At 43.8% G+C, this 23,057-nt stretch carries 19 protein-coding genes; 4 read left to right on the top strand and 15 right to left on the bottom strand.

Annotated elements, in window-relative coordinates:
• Positions 1 to 15 precede the first annotated feature (15 nt).
• The 5 genes from QUB80_RS28425 to QUB80_RS28405 all read right to left on the bottom strand — a co-directional run bounded on the left by QUB80_RS28425 (position 16) and on the right by QUB80_RS28405 (position 4,816).
• Positions 16 to 456 carry a salicylate esterase gene (locus tag QUB80_RS28425; RefSeq protein ID WP_289792823.1) on the bottom strand — a complete coding sequence of 147 codons (441 nt, stop codon included), beginning with the start codon at positions 454 to 456 and terminating at the stop codon, positions 16 to 18.
• The gene (locus QUB80_RS28420; RefSeq protein WP_289792977.1) at positions 434 to 1,972 is read right to left on the bottom strand and encodes a GMC family oxidoreductase; all 1,539 of its coding nucleotides are present in this window, start codon (positions 1,970 to 1,972) and stop codon (positions 434 to 436) included. The genes QUB80_RS28425 and QUB80_RS28420 overlap by 23 nt, the downstream gene beginning before the upstream one ends.
• 100 nt (positions 1,973 to 2,072) lie before the next feature.
• Positions 2,073 to 2,207, bottom strand: a complete 135-nt coding sequence (locus tag QUB80_RS28415) for an AraC family transcriptional regulator (protein WP_289792976.1) — start codon at positions 2,205 to 2,207, stop codon at positions 2,073 to 2,075.
• A gap of 157 nt (positions 2,208 to 2,364) precedes the next feature.
• Entirely contained in the window at positions 2,365 to 3,507 is a 1,143-nt protein-coding gene (locus tag QUB80_RS28410) for an FAD-dependent oxidoreductase (protein WP_289792822.1), read from the bottom strand.
• Between the two features lie 283 nt (positions 3,508 to 3,790).
• Complete coding sequence (locus tag QUB80_RS28405) at positions 3,791 to 4,816, bottom strand: zinc-dependent alcohol dehydrogenase family protein (protein WP_289792821.1); 1,026 nt, start codon at positions 4,814 to 4,816, stop codon at positions 3,791 to 3,793.
• Positions 4,817 to 4,832: 16 nt separating this feature from the next.
• Between QUB80_RS28405 and QUB80_RS28400 the strand changes: the two genes are divergently transcribed.
• Complete coding sequence (locus QUB80_RS28400; RefSeq protein ID WP_289792820.1) at positions 4,833 to 5,234, top strand: winged helix-turn-helix transcriptional regulator; 402 nt, start codon at positions 4,833 to 4,835, stop codon at positions 5,232 to 5,234.
• A gap of 159 nt (positions 5,235 to 5,393) precedes the next feature.
• Here QUB80_RS28400 and QUB80_RS28395 read toward each other — a convergent pair whose 3' ends face one another.
• The 6 genes from QUB80_RS28395 to QUB80_RS28370 form a co-directional block, all read right to left on the bottom strand.
• Positions 5,394 to 5,516: a hypothetical protein gene (locus QUB80_RS28395; RefSeq protein ID WP_289792819.1), complete on the bottom strand. Its 123-nt coding sequence runs from the start codon at positions 5,514 to 5,516 to the stop codon at positions 5,394 to 5,396.
• 70 nt (positions 5,517 to 5,586) lie between these two features.
• Entirely contained in the window at positions 5,587 to 6,144 is a 558-nt protein-coding gene (locus QUB80_RS28390) for a DsbA family protein (protein WP_289792818.1), read from the bottom strand.
• Between the two features lie 151 nt (positions 6,145 to 6,295).
• On the bottom strand, positions 6,296 to 6,820 hold the full coding sequence (locus tag QUB80_RS28385) for a 2,4'-dihydroxyacetophenone dioxygenase family protein (RefSeq protein WP_106170232.1): 525 nt from the start codon (positions 6,818 to 6,820) through the stop codon (positions 6,296 to 6,298).
• 283 nt (positions 6,821 to 7,103) lie between these two features.
• Positions 7,104 to 7,733, bottom strand: coding sequence for a response regulator (locus QUB80_RS28380; RefSeq protein WP_289792817.1), 630 nt, complete (start codon positions 7,731 to 7,733; stop codon positions 7,104 to 7,106).
• 11 nt (positions 7,734 to 7,744) lie between these two features.
• On the bottom strand, positions 7,745 to 15,298 hold the full coding sequence (locus tag QUB80_RS28375; protein WP_289792816.1) for a PAS domain S-box protein: 7,554 nt from the start codon (positions 15,296 to 15,298) through the stop codon (positions 7,745 to 7,747).
• A gap of 483 nt (positions 15,299 to 15,781) precedes the next feature.
• Entirely contained in the window at positions 15,782 to 16,417 is a 636-nt protein-coding gene (locus QUB80_RS28370; protein WP_276747500.1) for a glycosyltransferase, read from the bottom strand.
• 21 nt (positions 16,418 to 16,438) lie between these two features.
• Here QUB80_RS28370 and QUB80_RS28365 point away from each other — a divergent pair, with 21 nt between their 5' ends.
• The 3 genes from QUB80_RS28365 (at position 16,439) to QUB80_RS28355 (ending at position 18,759) form a co-directional block, all read left to right on the top strand.
• Positions 16,439 to 16,921, top strand: a complete 483-nt coding sequence (locus QUB80_RS28365; RefSeq protein ID WP_276747501.1) for a hypothetical protein — start codon at positions 16,439 to 16,441, stop codon at positions 16,919 to 16,921.
• A gap of 453 nt (positions 16,922 to 17,374) precedes the next feature.
• A complete protein-coding gene (locus QUB80_RS28360) occupies positions 17,375 to 18,040 on the top strand; it encodes a class I SAM-dependent methyltransferase (protein WP_289792815.1) in 666 nt (221 codons plus the stop codon).
• Positions 18,041 to 18,132: 92 nt separating this feature from the next.
• Positions 18,133 to 18,759, top strand: a complete 627-nt coding sequence (locus QUB80_RS28355; RefSeq protein ID WP_289792814.1) for a hypothetical protein — start codon at positions 18,133 to 18,135, stop codon at positions 18,757 to 18,759.
• A 33-nt stretch (positions 18,760 to 18,792) separates the two neighbouring features.
• On the opposite strand, the gene QUB80_RS28350 is transcribed toward QUB80_RS28355, so the two are convergent.
• The 4 genes from QUB80_RS28350 to QUB80_RS28335 all read right to left on the bottom strand — a co-directional run bounded on the left by QUB80_RS28350 (position 18,793) and on the right by QUB80_RS28335 (position 22,999).
• Positions 18,793 to 19,479: a DevA family ABC transporter ATP-binding protein gene (locus QUB80_RS28350; RefSeq protein ID WP_289792813.1), complete on the bottom strand. Its 687-nt coding sequence runs from the start codon at positions 19,477 to 19,479 to the stop codon at positions 18,793 to 18,795.
• 33 nt (positions 19,480 to 19,512) lie between these two features.
• Positions 19,513 to 20,664: an ABC transporter permease DevC gene (devC, locus tag QUB80_RS28345; RefSeq protein WP_276747509.1), complete on the bottom strand. Its 1,152-nt coding sequence runs from the start codon at positions 20,662 to 20,664 to the stop codon at positions 19,513 to 19,515.
• 155 nt (positions 20,665 to 20,819) lie between these two features.
• Positions 20,820 to 22,118, bottom strand: a complete 1,299-nt coding sequence (locus tag QUB80_RS28340) for an ABC exporter membrane fusion protein (protein WP_502875336.1) — start codon at positions 22,116 to 22,118, stop codon at positions 20,820 to 20,822.
• Positions 22,119 to 22,162: 44 nt separating this feature from the next.
• Entirely contained in the window at positions 22,163 to 22,999 is an 837-nt protein-coding gene (locus QUB80_RS28335) for a formyltransferase family protein (protein ID WP_289792811.1), read from the bottom strand.
• Positions 23,000 to 23,057: the final 58 nt, after the last annotated feature.

Raw genomic sequence — 23,057 nt, 5'->3', positions numbered from 1 at the left:
TTGCAAATTCTGCTGCTAGTCGCGCCCTGCCACAATAATCTTTTCTGCTAAACCAACCGGGTTAGAAAACATGACCTCGTGACTACCGGGCATTTGTACAAGCCGAAATAGCCCCAAGCGGTTAGACATTCTCGGATGCCAACCCCACTGTTCGCCTTGAGGGAGAACATTATCTTCTGTACAGTAGAGGTAACTTTTAGGAATGGGCAGCGAGTAAAACTGCTTCAGATCCAACTTGTCAATCCACGGTTGATACGCTTGGGGTGATAATCGTGCGTAACTGGATCGAGCTAGTTCGAGGTCAGCATCATTGAGAAGCACTTCTCGCCAAAGCTCAAACGGCATCACCATCGTATGATCGTCCGATTCTCTAGCTAGAGAGTCAAATAACGCTTGATAGTGCGGCGGAAGGCTATCTCTGAGGCTTTCACCATCATTGAGGCAATTTTGTTCCAACTTTTATCAAATCGGCAGCCTTTTCTCCAATCATAATTGCCGATGCATTTGTGTTTCCTGTGATCATAGTTGGCATAATCGATGCATCAACAACTCGTAACCCTTCAATCCCCCGTACCTTGAGTTGAGGATCGACAACCGCCATTTGATCAATACCCATTTTGCACGTCCCAACAGGATGCCATCCCGTACCGCACGTTTGCCGAATATAATCTTCGATTGCTTTGTCGCTATGCACGGAACTCCCTGGAGCAATTTCCTCGCCCCGAAACTCGTTAAACGCATCGGAGTACACAATTTGACGCAAAATTTTAAGTCCTTCAACCATCAGTTGCATGTCAGATTCCTTCTGAAGATAGTTGACCCGAATCAACGGTGGGTCGAAGGGGGAGGAGGAACGTAGTCTTACACTACCACGACTTTCGGGACGGGTGATGTAAAAGGGAAGGGTGAATGCCGGACCTTCACGTGCATAGGCAGGATCGACAAATAAGAGCGGAACAATTGTAAGTTGCAAATTAGGCGCCGCATCTAAATCATTGTTGGTATGCAGAAATAACCCAGCCTCTCCCCCATTACTACTTGGCGCAAGGGGCACGTCCTGAGTAGACTGGTAGGCAATAACAGCAAGTGGGTGATCTTGAAGATTCTGGCCTACACCCGGCAAATCAACAACCACAGGAATGCCGGAAGCCCGCAGATGTTCAGCAGGTCCAATTCCAGAAAGCATTAGCAGTTTAGGAGAATCGAAGGCGCCAGCACTCAAAATCACTTCGGAGTTGACCCTAACTTGATACTCCGTTCCGTTTTGAACATACACTACCCCTACCGCGCGCTTTTCCTCAAAGAGTAAACGAGTCACCAATGCTCCTGTTTGAATAGTCAAGTTGGGGCGATCTTTAATCGGATGCAGAAATGCCACTGCTGTACTTTGGCGCTTGCCATCTTTCACGGTCACTTGGTAAAGTCCTGCACCTTCCTGCTGTACGCCATTAAAGTCGGGATTTTGCTCATAGCCCTGTGCGACCGCGGCTTCCACAAAGCGTTGCGACACTTTTGCAGGAGAGAGTGGATCTGTGATGCTAAGTGGTCCATCAACCCCGTGAAATAACGATGCTCCTCGCTGCTGGTTTTCCGATTTCTTGAAGTAAGGCAAGACATCCTGATAACTCCAACCAATATTACCTAATGCTTGCCAGCTATTGTAGTCACGTTCATTGCCTCGTATATAAATCATGCCATTAATCGAACTGCTGCCGCCCAAGACTTTACCGCGTGAAGATAAAATTTTGCGGTTATTTAAGTAAGGTTCCCCTTCAGTTAAGTATGCCCAGTCCACTTCCGAGCCTAAGAGTGTAGTAGGCCACACTGAGGGAACTTGAAGTTCTGGCTTGGTATCAGGACCACCCGCTTCGAGCAGCAATACTTTAGTATTAGGGTCTTCTGTAAGACGGTTGGCAACAACGCAGCCTGCTGAACCGGCGCCAATCACAATATAATCAAAAATTGTTTGCATTGGTGTATTAAGACTTGATACTTCAACTGGTAGCTGATTCGTTATATTACTCATACTTACTCCAGAGCCTTTAAACTGACATTTCAAAGTGTACTGAGTTTTAATGCTCAACTGCTTTCAAATTCTTATGGTATTTTGTTGATAAAGAGCGAACCTGCCTTGGTGTCATTCCTGTAAATCGTTTTAACTGTTGTGTTAAATGACTTTGGCTAGAAAAACCTACTTGTAGTGCAATGTCTGCGATCGCAATGTAGATCTACTGACCACAATAGTTTTGCTAAGTTGTCGTATCAGTAGGCAAAATTCCAGGTGGCCCCCGAAATCTCGTCGCCGATCTCGGCAGAAATGCGATCGATCATTGTTAGTTCTCCTTAATCTAATATTAAAGACGCTTAATAAACTTTTCGCTTTTGAGCGATTGGATTATAGCGATAAAGCCATGCTTCAAAGTCATCCTGATCAGTGAATGTGTTTTCACTATCGGGTTGATAAGCTTTATAACCCTGAGTAGCACTGCGATCGTAAATAATTGCTGTACGAGGAATGCGACTGTTTTCATAAGCATTAAGTGCCGCCTCTATATTCGGAGCGACGGCAAGACACTCCGCTAGTTCGTAAGCGTCCTCAAACGCCGTATTTGCACCTTGTCCTAGAGAGGGGACGACAGGATGAGCCGCATCTCCCAAGAGCGTCACTCTACCCTTACTCCAACGATCTAAGGGCGGGCGATCGCAAATAGGGCGCTCTACAATATCTGCTGCGGGTGTGGCTGCGATTATCGCCCCTACAGGCTCTGCCCACCCTGCAAATATCTTCAAAACGTGAGTCTTAGCATCGGTTGCCCGTCGATTGACATAATCGTCTGCCGATAATGCACTTGTACCCCAAAAGGTATAACCATCCCCCACATCCATCAGCATGGAATTTTGACCATTGGATGACGTTATTACAGTTGTTGCGTTGGGAGACAATTGCTCGTGAGAATATCGAACGAGCGCCCGCCAAGACATTCGCCCTGCATAGTTAGGAAACCCATCTCCTATTATTCCCTGCCTGACAACAGAATTAATGCCATCTGCGCCAATCAGCAAGTCTGCTTGGACTGTTTTTCCATCTGGAAAATAGACCTTAACACTGTCGTCTTGCTCCTCAAAGCCTACACAGCGATGCTGAAGATGAATGATTTCGGGCGGTAGTACCGATGCCAGAATGGCTTGCAGTTTTGACCACTGAATCATTAACATGGGCTGTCCATATCTCTGCATTGTTTCCATTGACTTTGACGCGATCGTCTCTCCAGTGCTGCGTTTCAAGATTAGAGTATGGATTGGACTGCCTGCTTTTATTAATGTCTGGACTATCCCTGGTTGAACCGCATTGAGGCTATTCAAACCGTTTGGGGTTAAGCTTAGACCCGCACCAATCGGTCGCAAAACTTTGGCTCGCTCGTAGACTTGTACTTTAAATCCCTTCGTGAGTAGTGCATTCGCGGTTGCCAAACCGCCAATTCCACCTCCAATAATTGCAATGTTCATAAAGCTATTTCTCTCAGTATTTATTGTTGAAATTTGCTTTCAATTAATCTTCCAAAACTCACTGGTATTGAGCCAGGATAAACGCAAAAATATGCAAGATGGTTTCAAAATGCTTGATGTTTCATTGTAAAAATGTTTTTTTGACTTATCATGTAACAAATTCTCAAAACTAGACAGGACAAGGATTTCCAGATCATCTTGCTGAAAATTACACGGATCTCGGCTCAATACCTACTTGGGGCTATTTTTCAGGTGACGATTTAAAGTGATCGGTGAGGACAGTCTAACTTTTGGTAAATTCCAGCACAATTTTCCCTTGCGTCCCCCCCCGCTCTAGACGCTGATGTGCTTGAATTATCTGATCCCAAGACAGCGTTGAATCAATGACGGGGCGAAGCTGAGTGCGCTCGATTAGTTTTGTCAAAGCATCTAATTTTGCTCGGTACTGTGGCGTGAGAACAAAATGGATAGTCAGATTCTTGCCCCATGCTTCGATGAGTGATTGCGGCGTTTCAGTGTCTACAATACTCACAAGCCTGCCAAATGGGCGAATAATTTCTGGGCTACGCTGGATTGTTTGCCCACCGATCGTATCCAAAACTAAATCAACACCTAGCTCATCTGTTTCCTGATAAATAACTTCCGCGTAATCTTCGTTCTTGTAATCAATGGCTCGATCTGCACCAAGTTTTTTGACAAAATCGAGATTTTTAGAACTGCATGTTGTAAAAACATAGGCTCCCATCGCTTTTGCAAGTTGAATCGCAATTGAACCAACGCCACCAGCACCCGCATGAATTAGAACTGATTCCCCAACTTGAAGATTGCCCCTCGTCACTAGACAATCCCAAGCCGTTCCTCCTGCGAGAGGAAAACACGCTGCTTCAATGTGCGACAAGTTAGAAGGCTTAAGCGCAACAATCCCTGCATCAGCAACATGATATTGAGCATAGCTGCCAGATTCTCCAAAAATCTGCGGCGAGTAATAAACTTCGTTTCCTACCTCAAAGTCTGTCACTGACTCTCCAACTGTCTCAATAACCCCTGAAATGTCAACTCCGATAATTGCTGGTAATCGAACCAAGTCTTTGTAATCACCACGGCGAGTCTGATAATCAACTGGATTGATCGATGTCGCACACACCCTTACTAGAACCTGATTAGGTTTTGGTATTGGCTTGGGCACAGTTTGAATCTCAAAACTCTCAGCACCACCAAATGTTGTCAGTACGGCTGCTTTCATACATTCCATCTCTGCTAACCATCCTTGCTTTATAATCAACGGTAAAGGTATTTCGATACCACTCAACGTAAATGGTTCTCTCTTGTCCCGCAAGTCAGCACCATCTAGTAAGGTAGTTACTGTTCAGTCGCAAATGCAGTCATCACAATCCCGTAACTTGCCAAAAAAAATCCCTGCTTCTCAACCAACTGTGGCTCATATCGTAGAGCATACTCTTGGTTGTAAATGGATGCTGGAGGTTTTACGCTTAATTCGTCAAGGTATCAACCGCCCAGGAGCAATGACTCGTGCAACTGAGGGATTGACCACTAAGGTTTTGAATGAGCGATTAGTAGATCTCGTAAACTTTGGTATTGTTGAGAAAGTTGCTTATCCAGAAATTCCGCCCCGCGTGGAGTATAAGTTGACTGCCTTTGGCTCTCGGTTCATTGAAATTCTGGATATTATTGATGATCTAGAAGAATATTGCCAAAGTCGCCTCTAGAGCAGGGATAGATAGTAGTTTATGTGCAAGTTAAAGCGCAGCCCAACAACCGCGCTGCACCGGAAGCTTCAATATGGTCGGTTGAGTTGCAAAGGTTGTCTGCGAAGGCGTGAGCGCGAACGTTATCAGCTTGTACTGAATAAGCAAGTTTTCAGCAACTCAGCAACTTCTTGCGCGATCGCGTGGCAGGGTATGATTCACCGAGGAGTCGCGAAGAGAATCAGTCTGAGGTGTACCTTCATGCTCAGAATCATTTCTGCTTTGTACTAGTAAATGCGTCATAGAACTACCCTCAATCAAATAACAAAACTGCTTTCGTCTATTCCTAACGTTGATGAGTTATGAAAAGAGCTTAGTGACTTGTAGCAACAATGGCTGCCATCAACTCTGTTATTCTCCAGCGTCCGGTATATCGAATGTTATTGATAAATAGGACTGGAGCAGCCGTTATTCCACTCTTGCATCCACTTTCGATATCTTCATTGATGCGATCGACATGCACTTGTTTGTGCAGGTCTTTGAGAAACTGAGGAATATCAAGCCCTAAATCATTAGCGTACTCGACAAGATAACCATTCTCCAACTTTTGTTGATGGGCAAATAAAGTATCATTCATCAACCAAAACTGTCCTTGAACAGCGGCGGCTTCGGCGGCTTGGGCTGCCCGTTGAGCATGGGGATGAATCTGTGCTTGCGGAAAATGACGGAGGATAAAGCATAAATAATCCTCTCCAAAACAAGCACTAAGCTCTCGTCCAATCGCTTTAATCATCTTGTAAACCTCCGCACTTCTAGAGCATTGATAGTCTCCATACATCACCAGCACTACCTTGGCACTCAGCACACCTTGCATCCAATCTTGGGTTGAAGGTGGTACAAGTAAGGAACTGTGGCTACGATCATCGTTCATTTTTTTACATCTGCATCAAACATGGAACGCCCGGCATCACCCGCCGCGCACACAACTAAACAAGCATCCAATCTTGCGGATGAAAGCCGCGCTATTCGCGGTCGGGTGCATGCCGTTGTTAGACCGCGTGCCACAAGGACAGAGTCGTCAATTAGCGCACGAGCAAGTCCAGTTGGCGTACATCTAGACCGGCCTCACGATAGTACTTCCGAGTCAGCTCAAGTGCGGTGAAACCATCCTCGTAGGCAGCAAAGCCGCCGTCGACCGACTTGTTTAGATAGATCAGGCCACCCTCAACTATAACAAGAATTATCGCCGGCTCTGGTGAGTCCTCGGTGATAACCAGCGTGTGAGCCTCACCGGCAGGTTCGTAAATAAACGTTCCGGGCTTTGCCACCCAGTCATGCTCTAGGTATCGCCAATGACCACGCATCGTATAGGCATGAGCAGTGCCCATGTGGTAATGAGTGCCCAGCATGGCTCCGGGGAGACCTTTCAGAACTACGCTGAATCCGCCAGACGTGACGTTGAACCAGCAGGGCTGGAACCAGACACCATCTGCATAAGGAACCCAGAGGCGGTCATCTTCCAAGTTGGTGTTGGTAATGAAGTGTTCGCGGCTCCTTCGATTAGGATCGAGGCCGTCGGTGAAACTATTGAAAGCGGTGATTGGCATTTGTCCCTCCTAAAAACTAGCTGCGTGTCAATCGTTCAAGGCGAATTTCATTGAACGATGTGTAGTACTACGATGAACAGCGGTCTAACCTTGCAATTGACTTGCATGGGTTCATTGATTGCATAACTGTTTGCATAGATTCAATATAGGAGATCGCTTTCAAGCTGTCGTCTATAGCAAGTTAAAATTTTTACAGTACAAATTGATAGAGCAACCATGCCATCGTGGAGTAGAAGGCTGGTTATAACTCAAGTTAGAATCTCAATTCGATCGAAAGTACATCCTATAAATTAACAATGCCGCGTTTAACGGCAACAATTACAGCTTGGGTGCGATCGCTGACATCTAACTTATTCAAAATCCGATTGATATGAGATTTAACCGTGCCTTCACCGATACTCAAAGCCGCCGCAATATCGGCATTACTCATCCCCTGCGCCAGTGAGCGGAGTACTTCTAGTTCTCTTTCACTTAGTTCTGGATTGCTGAGGCGCTGTACCAACTTTGCTCCCACATCGGGCGGAATATACTGCTGACCCCGATGAACGGTACGAATAGCATTCAGAAGCTCGTCAGGTTCAGTTTCTTTCAACAGATATCCTTTTGCGCCTGCCTGCAATCCTCGATAGATATCTTCGTCACTATCATACGTGGTCAGTACAATAATTCGAGCAGATTTAGCAGTCGCACAAATTGCACCGATGGCAGCAACCCCCTCCACTTCAGGCATTCGCAGATCCATCAGCGTGACATCCGGTTGATGTTCTCCGAATAGCGCGATCGCTTGTTCCCCATTTTCAGCTTGGGCAATTACCTGCATATCTGGGTCACGGTTAATAATCGTGGCTAATCCTTGCCGAAAAATGGCATGATCGTCTGCAATCAGAATCCGAATTGTTGTGGCTTGGCTCATCGTAATGCTACTCAAGGGTTGACGGTGACGATAATTTCTGTTCCTTGTCCAGGTTGACTCCTAATCGTCAGTTGTGCGCCGATGCGCTCTGCCCGTTCGCTCATGCCGAGTAAGCCAAAACCCTCAGAAGATGGAATACTCCCAACTCCAAAGCCCTGTCCATTGTCTTTCACACGCAAGCAAACTTGATCGCGATCGTAGACTAGCTCCACTCGAATTTCGTCAGCATTGGCGTGTCTGATCGCATTGGTTAATGCTTCCTGTCCAATCCGCAGTAGGTTACTCTCTACTTCAGTAGGGAGAGAATACACTGCACCCTCGATCTCATAATATAAAGTGGTATCAGTTGCGGCAGCTCTGGTTTGAGCGACGAGACGATGTAGAGCGCTCTGTAAACTGCCCGACTCCAAAAGCTGAGGACGGAGCGCTACGACCGATCGCCGCGCTTCAACCAGTCCAGTTCGTGCCAATTCTTTGATCAGGTCTAAATGTGACCCAGTTGCTTCTAAATCATCCGTGAGCACCTGGTTTGCCGCTCCGACCTGAGCCAAAATGCCTGTAAACGCCTGAGCGAGGGTGTCGTGAATTTCGCGTGCCATGCGGTTACGTTCTTCTAAAATCGAGGCGGCTTCTGCTTGCTTAAGCGCCGTAATATCTCGCGCCAGCCAAATCACCTGCTCGTGGGGAAGCGGGGCAATGCGAGTCGAAAACCAGGTTTCTCGTCCATTCAGAAACATACTGTACTCGACTGTGAGGATTTGTTGGGTTCTCAGCACCTGCTGAATATACCCGACAAATTCATCGGCTTGTTCCTTTCCGAGTTGATGCAGTGTTTTACCAATCATCTCCTCGACGGGGTGACATCGCAGATCCGGTTCCACGGCGATCGCACAGATGATTTGCCCTTGGGCAGACAGGATATAGAGTGGATCGGGAATTGCTGCAATTAAAGTCCGTAGCTCTGTCTCTGAGGCTTGTAGAGCTTCTTCTGCCTGTTTGCGTTTAATTCCCAATGCCATCTCGCGAGCTGCAAACTCTAACGCCTCAAAGTTGGACAAGGGAATGGGGTGTCGAGTAAACATCGCTATAACTCCAACAAGCTGCTCATCCAGCAGTATGGGATAGCCCGCAAATGCCACCATGCCTTCTCGTTCTGCCCATTCTTTATCAATGGTTGACTCATCAAACACATTGTTGGTCAACAGAGGACGGCGTTCATGAGCAATTCGCCCAATTTTGTGGCTACCTACGGGAACTCGACTGTGAGTGCCATCAAGACGGGTATACATCCCCGCACTGGCTTGTAACTCCAAAACATTCTTGTCTTGATTTAGCGTCCAAATCCGAGCAAATGCCGCATTAAAGTGCTTAACAACAGCTTGGGCACAGCGATGCAGCATCAAGGGCAAGCTATCGCTTTGAGCAAGGGCACTGTCCACATCGGCGCGAAAAGCGGAAAGGATTGCCTGTTCGCGAAACTGAGCCTCGGACTGGCGCAACACCTCTTCTGCTCGTTTGCGATCGCTAATGTCTGTGACTAGAACATAATACCCTTTCACTTGAGCATCGGAACCGGCATCAGGGATGTAGGTAACACTGACATACTTCTTGCCCACCGGATAGAGAAATTCTACCTCATAGGTTGTGTTTTGCCCTGTTCGCACTCGCTCGATATACGGTCTAGCAATGCGATAAGCCTCCTCACCCAAGAATTCACGAACAGACTTGCCCAGAATTTCATCTCGACTACAACAAAACCAGTCCTCATAAGTCCGGTTAACAAACTGAAAGCGCCCATTTGCATTCACATAGCCAACCAGGGCAGGTAGAGCGTTAGCGATCAGTCGCAACTCTTGTTCTCGCTCGCGCAGTGCGGCTTCTGCTGATACGCGATCGCTAATATCCGCAATCACCCCTTCCATGCATCCATTGGCTGCATTCTGACGAGAGGAGTAAAGTCCCCAAAACAGCGCGCCATCTCGTTTTCGCAACTGCACTTCAAAGTTTTGCAGTTTACCATCGCGGTTAAGTAATTCAATCGCTGAGGAGCGATCGCTGGGATTAACATAACAATCTACACCATGTAGAAGCCCAATCACCTCTTCCGGTGAATCGAAGCCAAATAGATTCGCAAAGCGTTGATTAGCATCGAGAATTAATCCATCCGAGAGACGGGCGCGGAAGATGCCGATCTGTGAGTTTTCAAAAATGTTGCGAAACTTGGCTTCACTGCGCTGTAGAGCTGCCTCGGCTTGTTTGCGCCCTGTGATGTCATTGCCAACGGATAGAATTTCCACCACCTGTCCCTGTTCATCCAAAATTGCCTGATTTGACCAGGCAACCCAAACCCGTCTGCCGTCTCGACACAGGTTTTCATTCTCGACTTGCAGATAAGATTGCAGATAAGATTCAGGGTCGTGAAACAGGTTTTGGACAAATGGTTTGAGATCGCGCCCACAGCTATCGATTTCTGGAACGATCGTTTCGAGTAAGGTACGCCCTAAAATCTCGTGTGCCTCATAGCCAAAAAATTCCAGCCCGCAGTCATTCAAGTATTGAATCCGTCCTTGCATATCACAGCGAACGATGATTGAATTCGCAGTTTGGATCAGATTGCGATAATTCGCTTCACTTTTCTGTAACGCTGCGGTTCGTTGGGCAATCTGTTGCTCTAAAGTCCGATTGTAATCGGCTAGTAATTTCTCGGCTTGTTTGCGCTGGGTAATGTCTTGAAAGGCGACGATCGCATAAGCTATATTGCCCCGTTCGTCATAAACTGGCGTTCCCCATGCCTCAACTGGAATTGTGGTGTTGTTTTGCCGAATTTCTAGATCTTCACTCCTGGTGCGATCGCCCTTTAACGCTCGGATAGTTGGCAGTTTCTCTGTTGGATATATTCGCTCCGTTCCCGCTTCATAAAACTGATAAACTGCTGAAATTTGCTCCGGTGCTACGGAGGGATCGGTTCCTTTACCCGTTAGCTGAATGCCCCGTTGGTTGGCATAGTAAGGGCGACCAGTCGCATCCACGATCGCAATCCCGACCGGAATCGCTTCGAGAAACTGAGTTATCTTGCTTTCGCTCTTCCGCAGCTTTGAGTAAAGTTTAGCATTTTCGATCGCGATCGCTGCCTGGGTGGATAATAGATTCAAGACTTGCGCTCGTTCTGGTGTAAATGCCCCAACCGCTAATTGATTTTCGAGATACAGTACGCCAACCAGCTTCGCTTGGTTGAGCAGTGGCAAACAGAAAATAGATTTGGTTTGGTGCTGTTGAATGTATGGATCGTTGATAAAAATATCTTCACGAGTCGCATCATTTAAAATGACAGATTCATGAGTGCGGATAACACAATTAATAATTGTTTCGGGTAAGCGATTTGCGGTTGGGAGCGATTGCAGCAATTGTGTAGTATAAATATTCTCACCATCTACATAACTTAATTCACCTGACGCTTCAATTGCCCATTCTCCTGCATTTTCCAGAATCAAGTATCCGGTTTGTGCGCCAGCGTTCTCGATTAAAATCTGCATTAAGGAACGAAGCAACTGCTCTAGTTCAATTTCACGAGAAATTGCCTGGGATGCTTTCAGTACCGCCGCCAAATCGAAAGCGATGGGTGAGTTATTATATGTGGTTCCAGAAGTGGTAGGAACTGACGTGGGGTATGCCCTAGAAGACTGAGGAAAGAACTGCGGATAGCGATTTTCTAAGTCTTTAACTTTGGCTTTTGCGCCCCAGCGATCGTAGCAGTAGTGGGCTTCTTTCATGTAGGTCTGGGCAAATTTTTCCCGACCTCGCGCCAGATAATGTTTAGCCGCTAATTCATAGGCTAATGCTTCTTCTTGGATAAACCCATTCTCAGCAGCACCTGCTATAGCGCGTTCGTAAAACTCTTCAGCCTCAAAAAATTGCCCTAAGACTCGCGCTTTTTCTGCCTCGACCAGATGAAATTTATGTAGATAATTCATGGGGGCGTGTTCTGCCCATTTTTGCATCTTTTCTTGGTTGGTGTTTACACAACTTAGCATCGCTTCTTTTTGGGAGCTTGAAGCCTCAACCAATAGGCTCAAAAGCACAAGAGAATCGTAGAAATTGAATATAGGTGCTGTTACCTCTTCAAAATACTGCCTTTCTAACACAGCAATTTGTGCAGCTTGATAATACTCCCCAAATAGATAACACAGTATAACTTTGTTTAAATAGAAGTAGTGAATTCCATTTTCATCTTTAACTGCAATAGCGTGCGATAGCGCTTGCTCTTCATCATATACACTACCCATTAAACGGCTGGGATTCTCAGACCTACCTAACAGATTAAGGATTGTCTGCCACAATATTGCAATCGAATTCGAGGAGATTTCCCGTCTGATTTGACCGAGCGCTTTGCTGTAGGTTGCCGTTTTTTGTTCCAGTTGCGTGAGTTCCTCACCAACAAAAAACGAGTGACAACATACAATAGATGCAGCATAGCCAGCGAATTCAAAGTCTCCGGTTTCTACTCCGTTTTGATATGCATCAACCAGAATTGGTATTGTTTTCCTAAAATGTACCTTCCGGTGCATGACGTTGGCACTAAATATCGTTAATGCTTTGCTACTACCTTTTTTGGTCTTCAATCGTTCTACCAAGCCCAGAGCCAATTTGCCAAATTTATAACCGAGTTCAATGTCTTGAACAACTTCACATAGAATAACTCCGTAGGAAGCATAACTCAGTGGTGACCAGGTAGCATTGCCGTAGTCGAGCGATAAATTTACCATTTTGCACACAATCAGTATCATTAGTGCTGGTGATACCATATTTGCAGCAGCCACAATATTCGCTAGGATATAAATTGCTGAGCGCGGTTCTGGTGCGGTCATCTTTGGTAGATTAATTAAGTCTTCGATTTCTCGTCCAGCTAATAGTACAGCTGTTTTATTCAATTCTCTTTCAACATCTAACTGACTTGGAGTTTCTATTAAGGTTACTTCCAGGAGCTTCAACGCTTCCAGTCCAATTTTAAGTGCTTCTTTTAGGTTGCCCTGTGACAAATATCTTTGAATTGTGCTATCGTAAACCTGCACTTTGTCAACCACTGTCTTCGCGCGATCAAGTACCACTTCTACGAAGTGTTCCATCTCATCAAAGCGACCTTGAAGGTATGCTGCCCCTGCTGCTTCTGAGTACAACGCTAAGGTGAGGTCATACTCACCCAGCCAACTCTCTGTACTGAGGAGTTTAAGCCCTGTATTGAAATACTTAAGAGCTGCTTCATAAGCCGTTGCTGTCTTCGCTTTCTGACCTGCCATTAAATCCAATTTGGCAATTTCAGTTCGCTCTGGTGGAGCGGTGACAAGCTCAATTCCCTGATTGAAATGATCCACGATTTCAAACAGTCGAGCTGACAGTTGCCCTGGTGAAGTTTTTTCGAGTAGATTGCGACCGATCTGCAAATGAACCACTTGTTTCTGCGACTGCTCAATTAAGGCATAAGCAGCTTGCTGGACGCGATCGTGCAAAAACTTATACTCTTGAACTAACAAATCCTCGTCTAATTCAGATAAAGGTTGAATTAATCCAGCATATATTGCAGCTAGTAAATTTTGGAAAATCGCTTGAGGTGTTTTTTCACAAACGATCGCTAAAGTTTCTAAGTCGAATTGGGAGCCAACACAAGCGGCTAAGCGGAGAATTTGCCGTGTTTCTTCTGGCAATTTCTTCAACTGGAGCAGCAGCAGTTCCACCACATTATCGGTTATATTTCGGGCTTGAATTTGAGCAATATTCCACTGCCAGTTCAACTGTTTCGCATCAAAAGTCAGCAGATTTTCGCTATAGAGCATTCGCAAAAATTCACCGACAAAGAAAGGGTTGCCCTCGGTTTTACGTAACACTAATTGGGCTAAAGAACGAACGGTGTCAGGATTACGATCTAGCGTCTCGGCAATCAATTGATTCAACGATTCCAACGTTAAGGGTGCTAAGGTAATCTCCTGAAGCACTGCCCTTTGTTTTCGCAATTTCTCTAGCGTTAACATTAGTGGATGCGTTGAAGTTACTTTATTATCTCGATAGGCTCCAATCAAAAATAGATATTGTGTCTGTTCGTCAAGTAATAATAGCTCGATTAACTTTAGCGTGGCTGAGTCGATCCACTGCAAATCGTCTAAGAAAATTACCAGGGGATGCTCCTTGTCACAAAACACCCGCACAAACTTTTGAAACGTTAGATTGAAGCGATTTTGAGCTTCAGTTGCTCCAACTTCCGGTACGGGTGGCTGCTTGCCAATAATTAGCTCAACTTCTGGGATTGCATCAATAATAATTTGTCCGTTGCTGCCCAATGCCGCAAGTAAATGCGATCGCCACTGTTGCAACTGCTTCTCTGGTTCGCCCAGTAGTTGCTGCACCAATTTTTGCAGGGCATGGGCGATCGCGCTGTAGGGAATATTGCGATCGAATTGGTCAAACTTCCCCCAGACAAAATAACCCCGCTTTGCCGTAATGGGTTTGTAGAGTTCCTGTACCAATGCTGATTTGCCAATGCCAGCATAACCAGAAACCAGCATCATTTCGACGTTAAATGGTTGAGAATTTTCTTCATTCCCTCTTCCGGCTACTCTGTCAAATGCTGCTAATAATGCTGCAATCTCCGCTTCTCGTCCGTACAGTTTTTGGGGAATGTGAAACTGCTGGGAAATATCTTGAAGACCTAATTGGATGCGATCAATTTGACCGCTTTGAGCAAATTGGCGATCGCTCCTTTCTAAATCCGCCTTAATTCCCCAAGCACTCTGATAGCGATCTTCCGCATTTTTTGCCATCAGTTTCATAACAATATCTGAAACTGCTTTAGGAATCGCTGCATTCAATTCGTGAGGCGGAACAGGCGATTTGGCAATATGGCAATGAACTAGCTCTAGTATGTCTGTTGTCGGGAACGGTAGCTGTCCAACGAGCAGTTCATAGAAAGTTACACCGAGCGAGTAAAAATCGGTGCGGTAATCGAGCCAGCGATTCATCCGCCCCGTCTGCTCAGGAGAAATGTAGGCGAGTGTACCTTCTAATACATGAGGACTTTTGAAGGTTGGATTTGTGCGGTTAAATCGGGTGGCAATGCCAAAATCAATGATTTTAACCACACCCGTATCTGAATTGAAGACGACGTTGCCAGGGTTGATATCTTTGTGGATGATATTAGCGTGATGAATTTTGCCCAGAATCTCTGTAATGTCAATGGCTAATCGAAAGAAATTGGATAAGGGCATGGGGCAGAATCTTTCTTTTCGCTGCTGCATCCATCTTTCGATAGATTCTCCACCAAAATCTTCTAAAAGAATCGCGAGTGTGCGTTGATAATCTTGCTGGCTATACGCCTTGACAACTCCTGGGAGATTCAGGGAGCGCGTAATTTCATATTCCTGTCTGTAGCGAGTTAATTCTTGGGGAGAGGGGTAATCTTGCTTGAGCAGTTTGACGACGAGCGGGCGATCATCTTGCTCTCTGATGCCCCGATACACTAGAGATGCTGAACTCTCATAGATCTTGCTGTGGATGGCAACTCCAGGTAGGGCGATCATATAACTCTCTCCCGATGAGTGTCATCAGCTGTATTATAAAGCATATCGTTTGTGTCGTTTGCCAAACTCCAAAAAATAAAACAATTGGGCAACTTTGCCTGGTGCTGGCTTTGCTAAACGGCTCGCCCTCTAGGGGCAAAGCAAGGCGGAAACACCCAATATGTAGACTTAGACAGAAGATGAGAGCGTGTTTGCATTCCTTCTATCTACTCGTTTTATTTACCTAAAGTGTAATGACTTCCAACGCTCAACTTCTTTGGTGATTCTTACAACAATTTATCAGATTCTTATGGTGAAGGGCGCACCTGAAAGGGTGTCATTCCGGTGAATCGCTTAAACTGTTGCGTCAAATGGCTTTAACTAGAAAAACCCACTTGTAAGGCAATGTCCGCGATTGTCAGATCCGTTTTTGTAGCAGGTAGGCGTTAGTCAAAAGTAGTGGTTTTGGTTATTGCTATGCTAGTGACAAGCTTCTTTATATTGTTAGAATGCAAATGCTTTTGGCGTTAATGAAATTTGTGCTTTAGTACTATAAGTGTCTACAAGCTGTTCTAAGCGTTCAACAATACTGCTTTTAAGAATGGAATAGTTAGCTTGATTAGTGATAATTAGCGATAGCTCAGTTGCCCACTGCTCATAATTAGAACTACCAATAATACCAATAGAAGACTGGATATAGTTAACAAGAATGCTGTCATTGAAACCAAAGCCACTTTCACCCCAGATGCAAGCAGATTGCAGCAAATACTCATAGTCTGCGAATACTTGAAACTGGGGGTTCCATCTAGGAGCATTGCTCCGGTAGTGGACGAAACCATTGCTGTCGAATATCTTTTGTTGCCATAGAAGCTGCTGTAAGGAGCAGCAATTGCTAGGAGAAACAAACGGCTTCCCTTGACGAACAACATTACCATTGCGGATGACATCGCGGCGGCGCTGCTGTCTTGCTATGCTATATCGAATATTGGAATGTTGTTTAAAGTACTGCCGCATTGAGGCAATAAATTCAGGAGCTATACTGTTGTCATCGTCCAGGTATGAAACAATGTCACCACCAGCTGCATCTAGTCCCAAATTACGGGCGTAGCACAAGCCAAAGCCACTGTAAGGGTGTTCCATTTCAATGTAAGTGATATAGTCGTGCCTGCTGAATTATATAAAGCTGGAATTATTGAGATTGATGAGGATATAGATTTTACTGAAGAGGAAGAACTTTGGGACATTACAGTTCATTTTAATGGTGAGATGTTCACTCCAAAGCTTGCCTGTATCAGCGAATCTCAAGCTTTTGAACTCGGCAAAAGACTTTATGACTGGTTAGAGAATAATTATCGACAAGTACAGGGATTTGAATTTAAGTGGGAAAAATATTCTGTAGAACGAACCACCACTAGAGAGTATCCTTGTTGTTGTTTGCCATACTACGTTTTAGAAGAAGGTTTAGACGTTTTTACCGTTGAAGAACGAGACTCTGAAGCAATAGCATATGGCTGGATTACTGGTAGTCCTTTACCTTACTACATCGGATTAGATGGGTTGATAGTTATTGATGATGTCACAGATGATGCTTATCAGGCTGGATGGTGTCCTGCTTGGAAATTAACTAGAAGAAATTTTTTTTGAAGTTCTTGTTTGATAAAGGTTTCAGCCATTGTATGGCGGCTGGTAACAGCTTCGCTACTTTCTCCCCAATTTCCGCAAATAAAAATGATGTGGTGTTGTGATTGGGGTGAACTAGGTTAAAGCGTTAATGGTGGGCGGGATATGTACTGCCCCCTTGCCTCAACGACAGGAAAATATTACTGCAACGCCTGCGAGCACTATAACATTCTATACTTTCAGCAACAACACACGATATTTTTGAAACTACTCAAAAGAATTTGGTAAAAACCCTTGACTCTCTGGTTAGTTGGAGATTTTAGGATAAATCTATGACTTACATACACTTCGGGCAAAGTAAAGCTATTGCAGTTCGCATACTTCCCGATTGTGCCAAATAATAGCTCATGCGAGTCAAAAAAGCGATCGCTCGCTGGCTATCCTGCCAGCTGAAGAAGTAAATGTAAGAGGTAAACTATGCTTTCTGGTTCATCCGTATTAAAAACGGTTTTATTGGACACTGGGGTACTAATTGCCCTACTCGTAGGCATTGGTCTGTGGTGGCGAAGGGCTGTCCGCCGCTACTATCTGCCCTGTCCATTTTGGCTGGCTTGGCTTTTAGAAAATCCATACATGGAAGCTATGGCAGGGAGTTCAGTTATTCTAGACCGTCTTAACCTCTCCCCTGGAATGCAGGTACTTGATGTCGGATGTGGAACGGGTCGTGTTGCTATTCCTGCTGCTAGAAGAGTAGCACCAAATGGTCAGGTAGTGGCGCTTGATAGCCAATCAGGTATGTTGCAGAAGCTAGAGCAAAAAGCTAGCGCAAACAGTATAACTAATATTCGGACGCTTCTGAATAAAATCGAGCCAGGAATACTGGAACGTAACAAGTTTGATAGAGCATTGTTGGTGACAGTATTGGGTGAAATTCCAGATCGGGAGGCAGCACTTCAAGAGATATTTGCTGCTCTCAAACCGAATGGCATTCTTTCTATTACTGAAGTCATTCCTGATCCCCACTATCAAACACTTGGCACTGTTCGCCGTTTAGCTGAAGCAGTTGGGTTTTGCCCCGACCATTACTACGGTAATTTTTTGGCTTTTACAATGAACTTCGTAAAGCCAGATCCGGCACAATAGCAGGGATTAGGGCGATTACAACCGCTTAAAATTAAATCAATTAAATATCGAGCTTATTGCAGCTATAACTTGCTCTCAAGTTAAGTACAGGCTTGAAAAGTAGATGGGTGGATATTTGGACACTGATTTGGAATGGAGGAAAAATGAATCTCACCTCTGAGCAGGTTCACTGGATTGGCGGATTTGCATTTACGATTGTCGCTTTACTGCTCATCTTATATGAAACCCGCTTGGTAAGAGCGGGTTGGTTACCTTATCTGCTCCCCATACTATTGATTGGTTACGGAGTAGAAAGCTTTATAGATCCGCTGGTGCATGGCGCAGCGGAACCTCAGAACTATGGTGCTGAAAGCTTACAACATATTATACAGGGCACACTAATGCTGATTGTTGGTGGTGTAGAGTGGCTTCGTGCTGGTGGACGGCTAAAACATTATGGTTGGGGATTGCTTCTGCCACTTGGTCTTGTTGGGGTTGGGAGCGTGTTTATGTTCCATGCCCAGCATGAGGCTAATGTTCCTCCTTTGCTTCTTCTAGTTCAACATCGGATTTTTGCAATCACTCTTTGGATCGCTGCTGCTACCAAAGCGGTAGCTGAGTGGCCAAACAAAAATTCTCGATCCTTTTCGATAGCGTGGCTTCTCCCGTTACTGCTGTTTGGATTGGAACTATTGGTCTACACAGAGGGAGGTACTCCCTTAATCCATATGGCTCACTGAATTACTCAAGTATGCAAATAGTAATCGCCACACCTAACAATCCACTAAGTGTCCGTCTTCCATATGAATGATGCGGTCAGCAATATCGAGAATGCGATTATCGTGAGTAACCATTAAGACAGCACAACCCTGCTCCCTAGCCAAACGCTGCATCAGTTCTACTACGTCTCGACCGGATTTACTATCTAAAGCAGCTGTCGGTTCATCAGCCAAAACTAGTTTCGGATGGCTTACCAAAGCACGAGCAATCGCAACTCTTTGTTTCTGTCCACCAGATAAATCGTCAGGATAATAATTCACTCTATGACCCAAACCTACAGCTTTCAACATAACTTTAGATTTAGCTTGAGCTTCTTGATTGTCATATTCTTTATGTAGTTCCAGTGACATCTGAACATTCTGGCAAGCAGTCAAAAATCGCAGCAAATTGTGAGCCTGAAAGATATAACCAATATTTCGTCGAATTTGTACTAATTGGTTATTATTAGCTTTGTACAATTCATTTCCTAAAACTTTGAGACTTCCCTCTTGGACAGAACGCAAGCCTCCCATTAAAGTGAGCAAGGTTGTTTTACCTGAGCCTGACTGCCCCATTAAAATAACTACTTCACCAGGGTAAATTTCTAGGTTTATGTCAAACAAAATCTGTTTTCGTAATGCCCCTTGACCAAAGTAGTGATTGAGATTTTGAATAGAAATAATAGGATTTTGTTGTAACATTAGTAAACTAAAGTAAAAATATTCTTTATTCCACTAAAAAATATCTGCTGGATCTGCTGCTCTCAATTTACGTACAGCGATCGCACCAGAAATTGAACACATTAAAATTGTCAAAACTAAAACAAATACAGAGCGGCTAGCACTCATAAAAATTGGTAAAAAAGTGGCAAACTTGGTCAATTCATATAAACCTAAAGAAATACCTAAACCAGGAATGTAGCCAAAAATCGCTAAAATCAAAGCTTCTTGAAAAACAACACGTAATAAATAATTATCTGTAAACCCCATAGCCTTGAGTGTGGCGTATTCGGCTAAATGCTCGTTGACATCTGTGAAAAGTATTTGATACACAATGACTATACCAACTATAAATCCCATCCCCGTACCAAGTGCAAACATAAAGCCAATTGGTGTACTGGTGCGCCAATATTCTTTTTCAAACTCTATAAATCCTTGGTAAGTAAGTATTCTCACATCTTTAGGCAATTTAGCAACCAAATTATTCAGTACTTTTTGTTTATCTACACCTGGTTTTAAAGTAATTAAGCCAATATCAATTTCTCCTGAGCGACGATTTCTAAATAAACGCAAGAAATTTTGGTCGCTGGTGATTAAATTTCCATCTGCCGCAAAGGAAGGGCCAAGAGTAAACAAGCCAACAGTTTTAATTCTGTAGTTACTAATTTCCGTTAATACCTGTTTGTCACGCTCAAATTGTGCAGCAATTGGCCCATATTCAGAGCGGGAAGAACGGTCAAATAGAACAGTATCAGGCAGTTTTAGCTTATTGAGATTTTGATTAACCTCTGGTAAATTAAATACTGGTTTTTCCGGTTCAAAACCAAACACAAATATGGCTCGATAATCGGCATTGACAGGATTTTTCCAGTCAGCAAAATCAACATACACAGGGCTGACAGAATTAACCCCTTCAAAGCCTGATATTTGATAGAGACGACGAGAAGAAAACTGTCTCATATAAGCAAGAGACTTGGAACGGGGACTAATCATAATCAAGTCCGCTTTTAAAGTTGTGTGGAAGCGTGCAGCACTATCATAGAGTGCACCCTCAAACCCCAATTGCATAAACATGAGAATATTGGAAAAAGCAATACCCGCCATTGCAACTATCATGCGAGATTTTTCGCGGGTAAGTTGTAACCAAGCTAGAGGTATTTTGGACATGATGACTAATGGGGAATAGCGAATGGGTTAGTTAAAGAAAGATTTTCATGCGTTCTGATATACGCAGTTGACGACTGTCTTGAAAATAAGGCAGGAGGCAGAAGGGAAGACTGTTTTCATTGCCTCATCGTGTGATTTATTACATGACTAACTAGCTAAAATTTTTCTGTATTAATTACTACTTCTACTTGTAAATTGGTTAAACTTCTAACTTGCTTGGCATCTTTTGGATTGAGACGAATTTTAACTTCAACAACTCTGCGGTCTACATCAGCAACGGGATCGGTACTAAAAATCGCCTGTTTTTTTACTTGTAAGCCAACTTGAGTGACCTTCCCATGTAGTTCTCCGGGAAAAGCTTCACTACTAATCCTGGCTTGCTGACCGATACGTACTTGACTAACATCTGTTTCGTATACTTCAGCAACTACGTACATCTGGTCTGTTTGACCCATGTCTGCAATTCCTTCGTTACCAACAATTTCTCCTAGAAAAGTATAAATTTTTAAAATCTGACCGTCCTTGGGAGCGCGTATGTAGGTTAATTCCAGATCTGCTTGAGCTTTTGCCACAGCAGCGATCGCACTTTCTACCTCTGCTTGAGCTGCTTGTACATCAGTGGGGCGAACCTCAGCTATTTGGTCTAGAGTTGCTTCCGCTTCGTTGATTTGCTGTTGCAAGGTTTCTTCGGTTTGCTTAAGAGTGAATCTAGCCTCGTTGATTTGCTGTTGCAAGGTTTCTTCTGTTTGATTTAGGCTAGCCTTAGCTGCATTCAACTGCTCCCTAGCAGTTTCTAATTCTAGATGCTTGCTATCAAATTTGGAAGCTTCAACTGCACCTTCTTTGTATAGCATCTCAAAGCGTCCAAATTCTGTTTGAGCATTACTCAACTGGGCTTGTAGACGAGCAATATTTGCTTGTTGAGTTCTTCTTTCCCCCAACAGTTGGGCTTGCAAGCGGGCAATGGTTGCTTGTTGAGTTTTTCTTTCGCCAAATAGTTGTGCTTGCAAACGGGCAATTTGGGCTTTTTGAGCGTTAATTTCCCCAGTTTTTGCTCCAGCTTTTACCTTAGTTAAATTAGCTTGAGCAACTTTTACTTGTTGTTTAGCTTGTTTTAAAGCAGCCCAAAGACGATTATAGTTGTCTAAGATGGCAATTACTTGATTGGAGGTAACTTTATCTCCCTCTTTCACTAAAAGTCTGTGGATTTTAACAGTTTCAAGAGAAGTGGAAGCAGACAGGCGAATAACTTCGCCTTGCGGTTCTACGCGTCCTCTGGCACTAACAGTATTGATAGCGGGAGGAGTAGTTGCCAAGGAAGTTGATGCGGGATTTTGTTGAGTAGATCGGGAATGAAAAAGACTGTAAATAGTCGCTGTGCCAATAATTGATGTGGCGACACTTAGGAAGATAATTACCCACCACTTTTTGGACTTAAGAAACGACTGCTCCATTACTTTTGAATCGTGTATATTCATTTTACTGTTGAAGCTCAAGTTTAATCTAAAAAATCACTGATGAACTCTTTAAAACTAACTAGACTAAAACCTTTACTTTGGACATTTTTAACATCAGTTCGAGTAGGAAATGAGAAGTATGAGCCGCCTAACGTTTGAGGAGTTTGTTTCAAATGATAATCATCAAAATTATTTATGATATTGAATACTAACTTTACCCCTTTATTATTAACTAATTTATCCAAACTAAGAATACTATATTCAGTGTTCTCCACTTCCAATTTTTCTTGTGCAAGTATTGCTCCTGAATCAATAGAAGTATCTTCAATTTCATGAACTGTTATACCAAATTTACTATCATTTTTAAAAGCTGAGTAGAAAACTGGGAATAAGCCTTTACATTCAGGTAAAAGTGCTGCATGTACGTTAATAACTCCTTTTTTTGGTATTTTGATGATTTGTTCTCTAATAATTTGATCGAAGAAATATATAACGATTAAGTCAAGATTAGCTTGCTTCAATTTAGTGACAACATTTTCACTATTTACATTTGATGTTTTAATATGTCTAATTCCATATTTATGGCAAATTTCAGATATAGTAAATTTTTTCCTTTTGCGACTAGTAATGAATGAAACTAATCGAAATAGGTAAATCAACCAAAAATAAACAATAAAGTTGTAAGTCAAATATATGACGAAATCAAACCCTGACCTGCGATAGTTAGTAATAATTTGCTTAAATAAATTACCATGTTTACCACTATACCTATCAGTAGTCACTACAACTGCTAATTTATCATGATGCTCTTTAATAAAGCTGATAATAGCTTCACTTGAGGAATAGCATTCTATGTTAAACAAAGCAATTTTTTGCATAATTAAATCCTGTTTTTGCTTGGAAATAAATTGTCAGGAACACTAACTCAGTAAAAGT

The sequence above is a fragment of the Chlorogloeopsis sp. ULAP01 genome (assembly GCF_030381805.1).
Lineage (GTDB): Bacteria > Cyanobacteriota > Cyanobacteriia > Cyanobacteriales > Nostocaceae > Chlorogloeopsis.
This window is presented reverse-complemented; position numbering and strand designations above follow the sequence as displayed.